Source organism: Campylobacter concisus (assembly GCF_050447485.1).
Taxonomy (GTDB): domain Bacteria; phylum Campylobacterota; class Campylobacteria; order Campylobacterales; family Campylobacteraceae; genus Campylobacter_A; species Campylobacter_A concisus_BQ.
The window spans coordinates 89,576-104,887 of sequence record NZ_JALMFY010000002.1 but is presented as its reverse complement, the minus strand read 5'-3'; the positions used below and the strand labels follow the sequence as shown (position 1 = coordinate 104,887).

17 protein-coding genes are annotated in these 15,312 nt (G+C 41.2%); 5 read left to right on the top strand and 12 right to left on the bottom strand.

What is annotated here, in order from left to right:
- A partial coding sequence (locus MTT29_RS09905; RefSeq protein ID WP_429800541.1) for an ABC transporter substrate-binding protein occupies positions 1 to 446 on the bottom strand: 446 nt, incomplete at its 3' end.
- 218 nt (positions 447 to 664) lie between these two features.
- On the opposite strand from MTT29_RS09905, the gene MTT29_RS09900 reads away from it, so the two are divergent.
- Entirely contained in the window at positions 665 to 2,896 is a 2,232-nt protein-coding gene (locus tag MTT29_RS09900; RefSeq protein WP_429800540.1) for a nitric-oxide reductase large subunit, read from the top strand.
- 71 nt (positions 2,897 to 2,967) lie between these two features.
- On the top strand, positions 2,968 to 3,522 hold the full coding sequence (locus MTT29_RS09895; RefSeq protein ID WP_103611345.1) for a DUF1523 family protein: 555 nt from the start codon (positions 2,968 to 2,970) through the stop codon (positions 3,520 to 3,522).
- 13 nt (positions 3,523 to 3,535) lie between these two features.
- On the opposite strand, the gene ybeY is transcribed toward MTT29_RS09895, so the two are convergent.
- Positions 3,536 to 3,973 (bottom strand): rRNA maturation RNase YbeY, encoded by a 438-nt coding sequence (gene ybeY, locus MTT29_RS09890; RefSeq protein WP_429800539.1) that lies wholly within the window; start codon positions 3,971 to 3,973, stop codon positions 3,536 to 3,538.
- A 24-nt stretch (positions 3,974 to 3,997) separates the two neighbouring features.
- Here ybeY and queC point away from each other — a divergent pair, with 24 nt between their 5' ends.
- Positions 3,998 to 4,696, top strand: coding sequence for a 7-cyano-7-deazaguanine synthase QueC (queC, locus tag MTT29_RS09885; protein WP_429800538.1), 699 nt, complete (start codon positions 3,998 to 4,000; stop codon positions 4,694 to 4,696).
- A gap of 56 nt (positions 4,697 to 4,752) precedes the next feature.
- Here queC and MTT29_RS09880 read toward each other — a convergent pair whose 3' ends face one another.
- Positions 4,753 to 4,959: a hypothetical protein gene (locus MTT29_RS09880; protein ID WP_429800537.1), complete on the bottom strand. Its 207-nt coding sequence runs from the start codon at positions 4,957 to 4,959 to the stop codon at positions 4,753 to 4,755.
- Positions 4,956 to 5,396: a hypothetical protein gene (locus MTT29_RS09875; RefSeq protein WP_429800536.1), complete on the bottom strand. Its 441-nt coding sequence runs from the start codon at positions 5,394 to 5,396 to the stop codon at positions 4,956 to 4,958. Before MTT29_RS09875 ends, MTT29_RS09880 begins: the two co-directional genes overlap by 4 nt.
- Before the next feature lie 220 nt (positions 5,397 to 5,616).
- Here MTT29_RS09875 and hcp point away from each other — a divergent pair, with 220 nt between their 5' ends.
- Entirely contained in the window at positions 5,617 to 6,945 is a 1,329-nt protein-coding gene (hcp, locus tag MTT29_RS09870) for a hydroxylamine reductase (RefSeq protein ID WP_429800535.1), read from the top strand.
- 33 nt (positions 6,946 to 6,978) lie between these two features.
- Here the strand turns inward: hcp and MTT29_RS09865 are convergent, their stop codons facing one another.
- Genes MTT29_RS09865 through mobB form a run of 5 tightly spaced genes read right to left on the bottom strand, consistent with a single transcriptional unit; the run spans position 6,979 to position 11,467 of the window.
- Complete coding sequence (locus MTT29_RS09865) at positions 6,979 to 7,956, bottom strand: ferrochelatase (protein WP_429800534.1); 978 nt, start codon at positions 7,954 to 7,956, stop codon at positions 6,979 to 6,981.
- A complete protein-coding gene (gene metG / locus MTT29_RS09860; protein ID WP_429800533.1) occupies positions 7,957 to 9,891 on the bottom strand; it encodes a methionine--tRNA ligase in 1,935 nt (644 codons plus the stop codon).
- Between the two features lie 15 nt (positions 9,892 to 9,906).
- Complete coding sequence (locus MTT29_RS09855; protein ID WP_002940116.1) at positions 9,907 to 10,125, bottom strand: hypothetical protein; 219 nt, start codon at positions 10,123 to 10,125, stop codon at positions 9,907 to 9,909.
- Positions 10,126 to 10,130: 5 nt separating this feature from the next.
- Positions 10,131 to 10,988, bottom strand: coding sequence for a class 1 fructose-bisphosphatase (locus MTT29_RS09850; RefSeq protein WP_429800532.1), 858 nt, complete (start codon positions 10,986 to 10,988; stop codon positions 10,131 to 10,133).
- On the bottom strand, positions 10,988 to 11,467 hold the full coding sequence (mobB, locus tag MTT29_RS09845) for a molybdopterin-guanine dinucleotide biosynthesis protein B (protein WP_103646102.1): 480 nt from the start codon (positions 11,465 to 11,467) through the stop codon (positions 10,988 to 10,990). Before mobB ends, MTT29_RS09850 begins: the two co-directional genes overlap by 1 nt.
- A 121-nt stretch (positions 11,468 to 11,588) precedes the next feature.
- Here mobB and MTT29_RS09840 point away from each other — a divergent pair, with 121 nt between their 5' ends.
- Positions 11,589 to 12,068 (top strand): hypothetical protein, encoded by a 480-nt coding sequence (locus MTT29_RS09840; RefSeq protein ID WP_429800531.1) that lies wholly within the window; start codon positions 11,589 to 11,591, stop codon positions 12,066 to 12,068.
- Here the strand turns inward: MTT29_RS09840 and MTT29_RS09835 are convergent.
- From MTT29_RS09835 to gltX, 3 genes are read right to left on the bottom strand one after another with little or no spacing between them, the layout of a single operon-like run.
- Positions 11,989 to 13,626: a lytic transglycosylase domain-containing protein gene (locus MTT29_RS09835; protein WP_429800530.1), complete on the bottom strand. Its 1,638-nt coding sequence runs from the start codon at positions 13,624 to 13,626 to the stop codon at positions 11,989 to 11,991. The two genes, MTT29_RS09840 and MTT29_RS09835, sit on opposite strands and share 80 nt — an antisense overlap.
- The gene (locus MTT29_RS09830) at positions 13,604 to 13,897 is read right to left on the bottom strand and encodes a YggT family protein (protein WP_429800529.1); all 294 of its coding nucleotides are present in this window, start codon (positions 13,895 to 13,897) and stop codon (positions 13,604 to 13,606) included. The genes MTT29_RS09835 and MTT29_RS09830 overlap by 23 nt, the downstream gene beginning before the upstream one ends.
- Positions 13,898 to 13,905: 8 nt before the next feature.
- On the bottom strand, positions 13,906 to 15,201 hold the full coding sequence (gltX, locus tag MTT29_RS09825) for a glutamate--tRNA ligase (protein ID WP_429800528.1): 1,296 nt from the start codon (positions 15,199 to 15,201) through the stop codon (positions 13,906 to 13,908).
- Positions 15,202 to 15,312 lie beyond the last annotated feature (111 nt).

Here is a 15,312-nt window from a genome sequence, read left to right as displayed (position 1 = left end):
TAGATGCTTTTCTCCATATCTGGATAGTCTCTAAAGATCAAATTTACCGCGCTAAAGCCATTTTTGATAAGTTCATCTTGAAAATTTTTGTTATACACTATGATAACGTCAGGTGCAAGTTTAACAAGCTCTTCGATCTGAAGGTCTTTGCCATTTAGTGCAGCTGGTAAATTTTTAAGTCTTGGATAGACGTGCTCAAACCACTTGTTGTTTTTGATCAGATCAGTTGTGGCTACAACCTTATCCATACCGCCAAGTGCTAGGATGATCTCGTTGTTTGCATTCCACAGTGCTGCGATCTTCTCAACCTTCTCAGGCACGCTTACTTTGACACCTTTCATATCTGTGATGCTTCTAGCAGACTCAGCTGCGCTTAGGCTAAGAGCTGTAAAAAGCGAAGCAACAAGGCCTATTTTAGCCACTTTGTGCATGAAATTCATTTGCATATTTTTTCCTTTTTTCGTGTGAAATAGTTTGGTTGGTATATTACTGCTATTTACATTAATGTTATGTAAAATTTGCATGTTCATTGTGAAAAAATTGCATGTTTTGTAAATTCATATAAAGTTAATAGGATAAATATTCTCTTTTTATTGACATATATCATTAGTCACTATTTTGAAATGAGATAAACTTTCTCCTAAATTTTAAAAAAGGAGAATTGATGCGTGAATACAAGAGATACTGGCTCGCACTTGTTGCTGTGCTGGTAGTTTGCTTTAGTATTTTAGGCTACTACGGCGTTGAGGTTTATAGAAATTCGCCTCCAGTTGTAAATTTCACTGACGAAAATGGCAAGGTCGTGATCGATAAAGAGAGTATCTACAAAGGTCAAGAAGCTTGGCAAAGCATAGGCGGTATGCAAGTTGGCTCTGTTTGGGGGCACGGGGCATATCAAGCGCCTGATTGGAGTGCGGACTGGCTTCACAAAGAGCTAGTTGCCTTTTTAGAGATCAAGGCTGATGAAATTTATCATCTAAAATACACCGATCTAAACGACGAGCAAAAGGCAAATTTAAAGGTTTTGCTTAAAAAAGAGTATAGAGAAAATAGCGTAAAGGACGATAAATTTGTGCTAAGCGCCGATAGGCTAAAGGCGATAAGTCAAGTAGCTAGCGAGTATGCTGCTCTTTTTGGAGATGATCCGAAGTTTAAATCTTTAAGAGAAGCTTATGCGATGAAAGAAAACACGCTCCCAGGTGCAAGCGACAGAGCTGATCTAAATAACTTCTTCTTCTGGTCGGCCTGGGCGACAGCGACAAACAGACCTGGCAGCGAGGCAACCTACACAAACAACTGGCCGCACGAACCACTAATCGATAACGTGCCAACAAGCGAAAATATCTTTTGGTCGATTGCAAGCGTCGTGATACTTCTAACAGGAGTTGGACTTCTTGTTTGGTTTAGCTCATTTTACGGCAAAAAAGATGATGAAAAGCTTGAGCCTATCAGCGAAGATCCGCTTAAAAAGCTAAATTTAACACCATCACAAAAGGCACTTAAAAAGTATCTCTTTGTCACATTAGCTCTATTTGCGTTTCAAATTTTAATAGGCGGCTTTACAGCTCACTACACAGTCGAAGGACAAGAATTTTATGGCATAAATTTATCAGCCTACATTCCTTATTCGCTTGCTAGAACGTGGCATATACAAGCTAGTATCTTCTGGATAGCGACTGGATTTTTGGCAGCCGGATTATTTTTAGCCCCTATCATAAATGGCGGCAAGGATCCAAAATTTCAAAAGCTTGGCGTTGATCTGCTCTTTTACGCGCTACTTTTCCTTGTAGTTGGCAGTTTTGTGGGTGAATATTTAGCTATCGCAAACATCATGCCTATAAATTTAAGCTTCTGGCTTGGACATCAAGGATATGAATATATCGATCTTGGACGAGTTTGGCAGATCATTTTGTTTGTTGGTCTTGTCATCTGGATGCTTCTGCTTCTTCGTGGATTTGCAGGCGGGTTTAAAAACAAAGGCGATAAAAATTTACTTGCTATCTTTGCTATGTCAGCGGTTGCGGTTGGCTTGTTTTACGGAGCAGGACTATTTTATGGTCAAAGAAGCCCGCTTCCAGTGATGGAGTACTGGCGCTGGTGGGTTGTACACCTTTGGGTTGAGGGCTTTTTTGAGGTATTTGCGACAGCATCACTTGCCTTTGTCTTTGTTTCTTTGGGCCTTGTCTCAAAAAGATTTGCGACATTTTCAACGCTTGCAAGTGCGTCACTCTTTATGGTAGGTGGGATCCCAGGCACCTTCCATCACCTCTACTTTGCAGGCACTACAACGCCTATAATGGCTGTTGGTGCAAGCTTTTCAGCGCTTGAGGTCGTGCCTTTGGTCTTGCTTGGAGCTGAGGCATATGAACACTACAAACTTCAGTTCGCTCAAAGCTGGGCTAAAACGCTTAAGTGGCCACTTTACTGCTTCATCGCAGTTGCCTTTTGGAATATGCTAGGTGCTGGTGTCTTTGGATTTTTGATAAATCCTCCAATTTCACTATTTTACATCCAAGGACTAAATACAACGCCAGTTCACGGACACGCGGCACTATTTGGTGTTTATGGATTTTTGGCACTTGGCTTTGTTTGGCTTGTGGCTACTTATTTATTTAAAGGGCAAGAATTTGATGAAAATCTGATGAAAGTTGGCTTTTGGGGACTAAATGCGGGACTTATGCTAATGATCGTGCTTTCACTACTTCCAATAGGAATTTATCAAGCATTTGCAAGCTTGGAGCAGGGCATGTGGTATGCAAGAAGTGCTGAGCTTTTACAGCAGTCGCACTTGCAAAATTTAAGATGGTTAAGGATGCTTGGCGATACGATTTTAATAATCGGCGGCATCTGCTTCTTTGCTCAGCTTTTAAAATTTATGCTTAATAAAAAGGCTTAAATTTATGGGGGCGCTTTGCCCCTTTATTTAAGCTATCTTTTCATAAAATAGCGCAAATTTAAAGGATAGAAATGATGACATTTTTAAAGAGAATTTGCGTTACATTTGTTGTGCTTTTGCACCTGTTTTTGGCGTTTTTAGTTGATTTTTCATTTCCACACTACGCAAGCGTGCAGATAACTGGCGGCGACGTAAAACGCATGGATAAAGATGGCATAATAGACGCTAAAAACCCAGCCGACGGCCCTGTAAGAGATGTCTATTTTATCTACACAAAAGATGCGAAAAACGCTGAAAAAGTTATGGCTTATAGAAACGAAGATACGGCGTGGGGCTTTCCATTTTATTTTAAATTTAACTCAGCCGACATCCAAGCCAAGGCTCAAGGCTTTACAAATAGCGATAAAAACGTCACTATCAAATACTATGGATATAGAATTTCTATGCTAAACGAGTTTAGAAACGCGATCTCGATAAAAGATAGCGGCACAAATACCAGCTGGCCTATCGCTAGCTACGTGCTTTACTTCATTTTATTTATCTCGCTTGTTATCTGGATAAGAAAGATAAATAAGGCTTTTGCGCCAAAAGTTGAAAATTTAGAGACAAAAAAAGAGGCTGTATAAAACAGGGGCTTTATCAGCCCTTTTTGTTTATTAGATCAATGAGTCTAACGTCCTCGCTTCTTACGATTAGGCTCTTTGGCAAGTTAAATTTAGCTATCACCTCGCACTCTTTCTCTCTCATCTGCCCATCATCTTTTTCATGATCGAAGCCTAAGATATGCAGCAAGCCATGTGTGAAAAGTAGCGCAGTTTCGGCATCTTCGCTGTGATTTAGCTCGGCTGCTTTTTCTTTTACCATATCTTTGTTTATGACTATTGAGCCAAGTGGGGCGTGTATGACAAGCTCAAGGGGGAAGCTTAAGACGTCAGTGGTTTTATCTATGCCGCGCTCGGATCTATTTAGCTCTCTCATCTCATCTTTATTGATAAAAACTAACTCAACTTCACCTGGCGTTAGATATGAGCAAATTTGATCTAAAATTTCAGGATAACTCTCTTCGCAAAGTATCATTTTTGGCTTGTCCTTAGTAAATTTTTGTATAATTTTAGCAAATTTAAAGGGCAAAATATGAAAAAAGCAGTTTGTATAATGAGCGGCGGTATGGATAGCACGCTTTGCGCTGTGATGGCAAAAAGGGCTGGATATGATGTGGTCGCACTTCATTTTGACTATGGCCAAAGGACGATGAGGCGAGAGAAGCGCGCTTTTGACGAGATATGTGAGCAACTGGGTGTGGTTAAAAAGATAAACCTTGATGTTGGCTTCATCGCTCAAATAGGCGGAAACTCGCTAACGGATAAGAGCCTGCAGATAAGAAAAGATGGCGTTAGCAAGGATGTGCCAAACACCTACGTGCCGTTTAGAAATGGCGTATTTATCTCAATCGCTGCCGCGCTTGCCGAAAAAGAGTGGGCACAGGCGATCTACATAGGCGTGGTCGAGGAGGATAGCTCGGGGTATCCTGACTGCAAAGAGAGCTTTATAAAAAGCATAAATGAGGCGATAAATTTAGGCACTTCGGCTGATTTTTCTTGCGAGATCATAACGCCGCTTGTAAATTTAAGCAAGGCTGATATCGTCTCAAAGTCGCTTGAGCTTGGCTCGCCAATAGAGCTAACATGGAGCTGCTACGAGAGCGAGGACGAGGCGTGCGGGCTTTGTGATAGCTGCAGGCTAAGGCTAAATGGCTTTAAAAAAGCAAACGCCGTTGATAAAATCCCTTATAAAAAGTGAAATTTGCCTTGAAATTTAAAAGCTAGCTACTATAAATTTAGCAGCTAGCCTAAAATTTATTCTAAATTTAGTTCCCTTATCTGTTTTGCAAGCTTCTCTTTGTACTCAGCTAGAGAGCTTTTGATGATATTTGCATAGTCATTTTGATTTACCAAAAAGTACTCCTCTTTGCGTTTTACGACCGTGCTTAGCTCTTTGTTATTTACGCTTAAAATGGTGCTTATATCAGCGTTTAGACCAACTTTTACCGCACCAAGCGTCATATAAGTCCAAAGTTTTCTATCCTTGCATTGACGCTTATCGTATCCTTGTCTATCTCGTTTTCGTTTTTTATGACCAAAAAGCCGTTGCTTCTAAAGGCGTCTTCTATGCGCGCCATTACTATGCTAGTTGTCCTTTGTTTATTTTCTAAAATGACGTTCCACAGCCCTTTGCCATAGCCGTTTCTGGTTCTACCGATGTATTTTTGCTTCTCCTTTGCGCTAACTTCATTTACATTGTGCTTATATAAAGATGGAGTGCTGGCTTGTTTTGGGTTGTTTTCAAAGGCTCTCACATCCTTGACGCTTTCGATGTAAATTTTTGTCTTTTTGCTAATGCTTGAAGGTGCTTGTTCATCTGGTAAGCTCACAAATATCCCCTTTGGAGCGCAGCCACAAAGCATAAAAGCGGCAAATACCACTAGTAATAAATTTTTCATTTTCATACTTTTAAATAAATTTCAAATGTAAATCGTTTTTTTGTAAATTTTATTAACTCTTTGTGCTAAATTTCAAATTTATATTTTGATATCCATAATCATAAAACCTTAAATTTAACAACTAAAATTTAAATTTAACTTTTCTTGACTGCTATCAACCAAAATGGCTAGCCACCTAGGATAAAATCCGCTTAAATTTTTAAATTTACAAGGAGAGACGATGAAAGATATGAAGATGTTTTGCCATCAGTGCGAGATGAGCGCTGAGGATGGATGTGGTGCAAAGGGCCAGCCTATGGGCACCTGTGGCAAGAGCGACACGCTAGCGCTTTTGCAAGATACGATGGTTTTTGGCTTAAAAGGCCTTAGTGCATACCGCCACCACGCGCACGAGCTTGGCGCTGATACTAGCAACGTTGATCGCGTTATGGCTGATACGCTTTATTTTACGCTTACAAACTCAAATTTCAACTTAGATGAGCACATCAAACAGCTTCTTGAAGTAGGCGGTGCTGGTGTTGAGGTGATGAACCTGCTAAGCGAGGCTCACACGGCTAAATTTGGCATCCCAACACCAGTTAGAGTGAGCCAAAACAAGGTTGAGGGCAAGGCGATTTTGGTAAGTGGCCACAACTTATACGCCCTAAAAGCGCTACTTGAGGCGACAAAGGATAAAGGCATCAACATCTACACTCACTCAGAGATGCTACCAGCTCATGGATACCCAGAACTACGCAAGTATAGCCACCTAAAAGGCAACGTCGGCAAGGCGTGGTTTGACCAAACTAAGCTATTTAACGAATTTAAAGGCGCGATACTAATGACAACAAACTGCATCGTGCCACTACGCTCAAACTGCACATACGCTGACAGGCTATTTGGCTACTCAATCGCTGGCACAAACGGCGTAAAACACATCGAAAACGACGACTTCACACCACTTATCGAGTGCGCTTTAGCTTGCGGCGACGTTAGCGGCTTTGATAGCGACGAGAGCCTAGTAACTGGCGGACATTACAAGACTATTTTAACTTTAGCCCCACAAATTTTAGACGCGATAAAGACTGGCAAGATCCGCAGATTTTTCGTGATCGCTGGCTGTGACGCGCCTGGCAAGGGACGTGAGTACTATAGAGAGCTAGCTGCTAGCCTTCCAAAAGACTGCGTCATACTTACTTCAAGCTGCGGTAAATTTAGATTTAACGACATCGACTTTGGCAACGTCCCAGGCACCGAGCTACCACGCTACATCGACCTTGGCCAGTGCAACGACAGCAACGGCGCAGTTAAAATAGCCCTTGCACTAAGCGAGGCAACAGGCATCGCAGTAAATGACTTGCCAGTCTCTATCGTGCTAATGTGGATGGAGCAAAAAGCGGTCATCATCTTGCTAGCGCTATTTAGCCTTGGTATCAAAAATATCAATGTAGGACCTAGCTTGCCTAAATTTTTCAATGAAGAGATCATAAATTTCTTAGTGGATAAATTTAACGTTAGACCAATTAGCGGCGACGCGCAAGCTGATCTAAAATACTTCTTAGGTGAGTAAAAAACTGCCAGGGCTTAGGCTCTGGCTCTAAATTTAAAAGAGTCCGCTTTGCTCTTTGCTTTGGCTAAGGCTATCAAGTAGTTCTTCTTTTTTGCAAAGCACAAGGGAGTAGACGAAATTTTGTAGCTTCTTTATCTCGTCTAAATTTTCATAAAAAATGGCGTTTTCAACCTTTAGTGTGCTATCTTTTGGCAGGCAAAATTTAAGCTCGCTTTCGCTGAAATTTCGCCTTAGAAATATGCTTTCAGTCAAAAATAGCTCCTCGTCTTCTTCAGCTATCACCGCTCTAAAACTGCTACCAAAACCAACTGGCTTAAAGTCTTTGTCGATAAAGACTGGGTCAAAGTGCGATGAAATTCTGCTCTCTGTCACTTTAAAGCCAATATTGTTTTTCTTAAGATAGCCAAGAAGTCCGCAAAACATCCCAGCAAAAACTCTAGGGATGGATAAATTTTGATAGTATTTGTCATCGTAAATGAGCGTTGTAAAAAAGATCGAGCTTGGATTTAGCACGCTTATGTTTGTGTCAGTCCAGGCTGTCTCGTAAAGTAGCGAGAGCCTTTGAAGTATCCTTGTATCGTCGCTAAAAAATGTGTCAAATAAATTTGCATGAAAAATTTTATAAAAAAGCTCGGTCAAATTTTCAGGTATGACGTGGGCGTTTTTTTCGAGGTGTGACTTCTCTAAAAGCGCTTTTATGAAGGGATTGACCGCGCAAAATTTGATATTTTTGTGGATCGCTTCAAAGCGCATGAGCTTGATGATAGCCGTTTGCAGGCTTGCTACCTTGATAAAAGCTATCTCATCGTCGCTTGGCGCGATCTCCTCTTCACTAATGATAGCGTAGGCGCCTTGCTTTATCGCAGGTGCGATCTGATCGCTTTGTGTGGCGATGAGAGCGTAGCCTCGTTTTATGTTTTTAGCCTCAAACGCGAAGCTAGTCACGCTTGAGATGCTTGGGTTGTTTAAAATTTGCCCATTTATTATGTGGGTTAAATTTTCTATCGTCATTTAGCCAACGATCGCGCCGTTTTTGACCTTGCCCTGCGTGCCAAGAAGCGTTAGCGAGCCGTCTGATGCGCTTAGGATCATGCCTTGTGAGACATATTTTTTCATCATTGTTCGCTCTTTTAAATTTGCTAAGACGCAAACTTGCTTGCCCACAAGCGAGCTAGGCTCGTAGTATTTGGCGATGCCTGATAAAATTTGACGTGGCTGCTCCTCGCCAAGATCTATCTTAAATTTAAGCAGCTTCTCACTGCCCTCAACTCTCTCACACTCGAGCACTTCGCCTACTTTTATCACTATTTTGGCAAAGTCATCGATACTAATGATACCTTCTTCTTTTTTCTCCTCTTTTGGCTCAGCTTTTGCCTCTACTTTTGCTTCTTCTTTTGACTCGCCAGCCTCGCCCATTAGCTCTTTTTCTATCCTTGGGAAAAGTGGCTCAGTAGCTTTTGCTACAAAATTTGAAATTTCATTTTTTAATACAAGGCTTTCATAAGAGGCCGTATCTATGCTAAAGCCAAGCGTATCAGCTATCTTGGCGCAAGTTTTTGGCATAGCTGGGCTAAGCAGTATCGCCACTTTTGCAAGTAAATTTGCGCAAAGTGCCACAAGTGCGTTTGCCTCGTCGCTTTTGCCAGCTTTTACAAGTGACCATGGCTCATACTTTGCAACGGCTGCGTTTGCAAGCGTTACGACCTTCCAAAGATCCTCTAAATAGCGGTTTGTCGCTAAATTTTCTAAATTTTTTATCGCCTCATCAAGATAGCCCTTCGCCTCATCAAGCTCGGCTTTGTGAAATTTGATCACATCTTTTGAGTCGATCTTATAGTCGCTATACTTTGCGCTCATGCCTACAATTCGGCTTAGCAAGTTGCCAAGTCCGTTGCCAAGCTCTGAGTTTATGCGCTCGATCAAGGCCTTTTGGCTGTAGTCGCCATCTTGTCCAAACGGCACCTCTCTAAGCAAAAAGTATCTGAAATTTTCAAGTCCATAAGCGTTTGCGACCTCCCTTGGGTTTATGACGTTGCCTTTGCTTTTGCTCATCTTTTCGCCATCTATCGTCCACCAGCCGTGCGCTGCGACGTGTTTTGGTAGTGGCAAGCCAAGGCTCATCAAAAATGCCGGCCAATAAACTGCGTGAAAACGCAAAATGTCCTTGCCGACGATGTGCGTCGTATGCGGCCAAAAGTCCATTCTAGCGTTATCTCTTGAGTATCCTAGCGTTGTTAAGTAGTTTATGAGTGCGTCAAGCCAAACGTACATAACGTGCTTGTCGTCATTTGCGCTCTTTGGTAGCTTTATGCCCCAGTCAAAGCTCGTTCTTGTCACTGAGAGGTCTTTTAATCCGCCTTTTACAAAGCTTACGACCTCGTTTTTCTTGCCCTTTGGGATGACGCAAAGCTCGTCATTTTCATACCATTTTAAAAGCGCGTCTTCATATTTTGAAAGCTTAAAAAAGTAGCTCTCTTCTTTGACTAAGGATGTCACGCGGCCGCAGTCTGGACAGCGGTTGTCCTCGAGCAGGTCTCTTTGGTTAAAAAATGTCTCGCAGCTAACGCAGTAAAAGCCCTCGTATTCGCCCTTGTAGATATCGCCGTTTGTTTGCATCTTTTCAAAGACATTTTGCACGGTTTGCTTGTGCTCTTCGTCGGTTGTCCTTATGAAGTGGTCGTAGCTTATCTCAAATTCATCCCAAAGCGATCTAAATTTCGCACTGATCTCATCAGCATACTCTTTTGGCGTCTTGCCTCTAGCGCGAGCTGCTTGCTCGATCTTTTGACCATGCTCGTCTGTGCCAGTCATAAAGTAGGTATCTTTGCCTTGCAAGCGGTTAAATCTAGCTAGTGTGTCAGCGATGATAGTCGTGTAGGCGTGGCCGATGTGTGGTACGTCATTTACATAGTATATCGGAGTAGTTATATAAGCTTTTTCTTTCATATTTTTCCTTTAAATTTAAAAATCAAATCCGCCGTCACTGCCGGTGTTGCCTTTTGACATCGAGTTGTAGCAGCTATTTACATACTCTATCCTCGTCTCGCAGTCAAAAAATGCCTCGCAGTTAAAACAGCTTTTACGCCCTTTTTGCTCTTGGCACTCTTGCATGATCTTAGCCTTTTGCTTTAGGGCTAGCTCGAATGCGTCAAGTGGCTCGTTTGCTTGTGCTTCTTGCATTATTTTTACTCGTAAAATTTATGCAAAAGAGAAATTTCATCACGCGAGCCAAAGAAGCATGGCGTTGTTTGGTGGATTTTTTCTATTTTTATATCAAAAAGTGTTTGGTTTTTGCCATCTGTCGTTGCGCCCTTTGCGTTTTCATATATAAAGGCAAATGGCAACACCTCAAAGACAACCCTTAGCTTGCCATTTGGATGATCGCTCGTTGCTGGGTAGCTAAAAAGACCGCCACCTTTTAGTAAAATTTGATGCAAGTCGCTCACCATCGCACCTGAATATCTTAGCCTGTAGCCCTCGTTAAATAGCTCGTTTATGAAGTTTCTATGAGTTTGGCTCCAGCCTTTTTGCGTAGCTCCTGTGGCGTTTAGCTTGCCTTTTTCTTTTAGCTCAAGCTCTTTTACAAATTTAAACTCGCCATCTTTGCCAAGCCTATAAAATTTAGGCAAAGCACCTTTTTTCTCGGCAATTACTAGCTCAAGTCTTGGACCATAGATGCTGTAAGCTGCGGCTATTAAATTCTCTGGTTTTACCTCGTTTTCATATATGCCAAAGATCGAGCCAACGGCGAAATTTACATCAACTAAGCTTGAGCCATCGAGTGGATCGTAAGCGATGATAAATTTAGCATTTTTGTTTATCTCAAGCTCATCCTCTTTCTCTTCGCTAATTAGTGCTTTTACGCAAGAAAGCTGCTTAAATTTAGCTGTGATGATCTCATCACTTTTGACGTCAAGCTTTAGCTGGGTGTCGCCTGTTGCGTTTTCGTGAGTTGTGTAGCCAAGATCGGCGTATTTTATGACCTCGCTTATCTCTTTTGCGATATCTTTAATGGTGTTAAAAATTTGGTTTAGTTCTTGCATTATACAGCCTTTGCATTTTTTATTATCCACGCACAAATGGCGTCTATATCGTCTAAATTTAGATTTGTGATCTCGTAGGGGATCTGCTTTTTATAAGTGGCGATCGCATCTGAAAAGCTAAGATAAGCTTCATCGATCTCGCCTCTAAAGACGCTTAGTCTTGGCAGTGGCAGCGTCTTTAGCCCCTCGACTAAGAGTATGTCAAACTCGCCGATCATCCTTATGACCTCGTCTATGCCTTGCGAGCTTTGTGAAAAATAAGTCGTTCTAGTCGGACTCATCACGACTACGTCAGCTCCTGCCTGAGAAAATTTAAAGCTATCTTTGCCTTCAACGTCAAATTTGGCCTTGTCGCCTGGGTCGTGCTTGACTACGACGACCTTTAGCCCATCATCTATAAATTTTTTTGCGACTTTTAAGATAAGTGTCGTTTTTCCGCTGTTTGAAGGGCCAGAAAAAGCAATGGCAAGTCTTTTCATAAGAGCCTTTTTAGTTAAAATTTCTTGCGATTATAGCTCATATTGGCTTTAAAATTTATGAGTGAAATTTAAAAAATAAAATGCTAAAATGCGAGAAAATTTAATGTTTTAAGAGTTTTTTATGAGAAAATTTACACTATTTTTTATATTTATTTTGATGATATTTGGTTGTGCTGATCAAAAAGTGATCGTGCATGAGCCACTAAAAAATGAGCTTTTAGCCTACACAAGCAAGAGCGAGATCATAGATGGCACAGATAGAACGCTCATAATCGCAACCTATCTAAATCCTATATATAACTCAAATTTAGACGAGAGTAAAGAGCACTTTTTAGTAGCCATAAACCCAAAAGAGCATGCGCAAAATTTAAATAATATAAAGGTAAATGGCGACTCAAATGCCACAAGTGCAAGGCTGCTTAGTGAAAATGACGAGATGCTTAAATTTGCTGGATTTTCTATGCCTTGGGCGGTTTATTATGAAGTGACCGCACCAAGTAAGCAAAGTGACGATCTCGCGCTTAGTTTCGAAATTTATCAGTCAAAGCCGGTTTTGTTAAATTTTCGAAAAGTTGCGAAATCTTTATACTGGAACCATTAAGCGCCCTATAGATCACGTAGTTTGCAAGCACCTTCTTGCCGTAGTTTCTAGTCTCTGCAACAGGGACTAGCTCGATCGATAAAAATGGCTCAAATTTCCCCTCTTTAAACATATCATCTCTTGTTATGACTTTTTTGGTAAAGCCGATACCGCCGTTATATGCGTATGCGGTAAAGAGTGGATGATAGAGAAATTTATCAAGGTAGTTTAGGTGGTGATTTGCAAATTTAAAGGCGACATCAGTTTTAAAAAGATCGTCCTGGTCAAAATTTGGGATTTTTAGCTCTTTTTTGCCAATCGCATTTGCAAGAAATGGCATAAACTGCATCATGCCAAGGGCGTATGAGGTAGAAACGACGCTTGGGATAAAGAGGCTCTCTTGCCTTGCAAGTGCGTAGATCATCGACTTTCGCTCAGTGCTGATGCCCTCAAGCTCTGGTGAGCTTGGCATCAAAAAGTACTGCTTCTCCCAGCCGTGCGCCTTTTGCATGAAGTATGCGTATGCACCGATGCTCTCGTTTGTGTAAAATTTCATCGCAAATTCGCTTGCTTGTGTGGCGTTCATATCCTTTGCAAGAGCTGCGGTTTTGTTCCATAAAAATGGATCGCTCACATCAAAATTTTCGATATTTTGCTTGCTAGGTCTTGGCACGATCACTTCAAGTGGCTCGCCACCTATCATATCTCTAGCATAAAGCGAGTAGATATTTGCATCTTTGCTAGCACTTAGCTCTTTTAAAAAGCTCTCATCGCCGCTTAGCTCATACTGCCAAAATGTGGCATTGTCCCTTTGCCAAGCCCTATCAAAGGTATTTTTAGCTCTTGTGAAAAAACTAAATGCAACGTCATTTTGACCAAGCAAGATGGCGTTTAGCCCAAGTGTAAATGCGTCGTTCTTCTCAGTGACAGCTGGATCTATGCCAAGTAAATTTCTTCTAAAGCTTTCATATTTTTTATTAAAGACTACATCGTTTAGTAAATTTGTAAAGCCCTTTTGCATGTAGAGCTTGTTCATAAAATTTGCTTCAAAATTTACGCTAAAAAGCGCACTTTTACTTTGCGGGCTTGAAGCGTTAAAAAGATCTAAAAAGCTCTTTGCATCGTTTGCATTTGCAAAGCTAAGAGCTGGGTTTGGCTCGTTTAAAGTGCGTAAAATTCTAGCTTTTTCTGGGTTTATGCTTGCAAGATTTGCCGCTAAAATTTCACGAGTTTTGCTATCAAGTTTTAGAGAAAAGCTCATCGTTGTTAGTAAATTTTGGCAAGCCAAGCTAGCAGTTGTGATGTTGCTTGCGTTTATGCCAGGGCACTTGCTAGGGGCTGCTTTGGGAGGTAAAATTTTATTGATTGATTTTTGAACTAAGCCACTTTTTCTAAAAACGTCGCGTGAAAGCTCTGCTATCTGCTCCTTTGTGTAGCTGCCCTCGTTTATAAGGCGGTTTATGTAGTAGTCTTTTGCAAGGCTTTTTGGCTCGTTTTTTAGCTCCTCGTAGGTGTAAATTTTAGCTAAAAGAGCAACGCAGGCTAAAGAGAGGATACTAAAGTGACGCAGCAAAAACAAATAAAAGCCTTATTAAAAATTGATCTATGAGTTGAAGTGCTAAAAGCACGATGAGTGGGGCAAAGTCGATACCGTTAAATTCTGTTTTGATGTAGCGTCTGATGAGGCTATAAACAGGATCAGTCAGCCTATAAAGTAGCTGCACGACTGGCGAGCTAGGATCAGGCTTGACCCAGCTAATGAGAGCGGCTGCGATGATGATCCAAGTATAGACCGTGATGATAAGGTGCAAAATGTTTGCGACCGCTGAAAATAGGGTGGAAAGTATCATTTTTGCTCCTAGATTAAAATTTTGCCTAGATCATCTTTAATGAGTGGATAGAGCTCGCTAAGCTCAGGGCCGTGAAGGTCGTTTGTAAGAAGCGCACGTAGCGGCATGAAAAAGTTTTTGCCTTTTAAATTTGTAGCACTCATAAGCTCTTTTTTAAACTCATCAAAACTCTCGCACGCTTTTAAATTACGAGCTGCTTTTTTGATGATCTCAAATTCGTTTTTATACTCATCTGGAGCTATTTTTGGTGAGTATATAGCCTCTACTTTTGCCTTTATCTCAGGCACTAGCGAGCTTTCTTGAGTGTAAAATTTAACTAGCTCAACCTTGCTATCATCCACGCCAAAGATCTCCTTTATGCGCTCTTTTGAAGCAAGCTTGATGTGTTCTCTATTTATCTGCTCAAGCTTTTTCACGTCAAATCTAGCAGGTGAGCGTGAAATTTTAGTTATATCAAACCACTTTACTGCCTCTTCGATCGTAAAAATTTCAGTTGGAGTTTTGTTGCCAAGAAGTATCAGATAGTTTGCGATCGCCTCAGGTAAAAATCCCTGCTCAAAGAGCCATTTTACGCTTGATTCGTTCTCGCGTTTGCTCATTTTTTTGCCCTCTATATTTAAAAGGATAGGCAAATGCGCATAGTTCATCTTGCCGGTGTAGCCAAGCCCCTCGCGTATGAGGTCTTGCTTTGGTGTGTTGCTCACGTGATCCTCGCCGCGTATGACAAAGGTCACGCCCTCAAGCATATCATCAACCGCGCAGGCGAAGTTATAAGTTGGAGTTTTGTCTGCTCTCATGATGACAAAGCTATCAACGGCGTCTGGCTCGAAGCTTAGCTCGCCTTTGATCGCGTCTGTAAAGCTCATCGTACGTGTTGGTTTTTTCATGCGGATGACAAATGGCTTCTCGCAGTTTAAAACTTCAGCGTCGCTTAGTCTCTCGCAGGTGCCGTCATATCTATATGCCACGCCTTGCTCTTTTGCTTTTTGTTTTTTTGCTTCGAGCTCTTCTTCGGTGCAAAAGCAGGCAAAGGCCTTTTTGTCGATGAGAAGCTTTGATGCAAGCTGTCTGTGGAATTTTAAATTTTCACTTTGGATGTAAATTTGCTCTGGTTTTATGCCAAATTTGCTCAAAATTTCTAAGATATCTTTCTCTTTTCCCTCGATATTTCGCTCTTTGTCAGTATCTTCTATGCGTAAAATAAAGCCACTTTTATCTTGCAAAGAACAAATATAGTTGAAAATAGCAGCACGTAAATTTCCTATGTGCATATCTCCTGTTGGAGAGGGTGCAAAACGATACATAAGCTCATTCCTTACGTTAAATTTGAAGTTTGGATTATAACACTAGCTTGATAAATTTAAAGTTATGTAATTTTAAATTTTTAGGCTAAGCAAAGCATATTTTTTATAAAA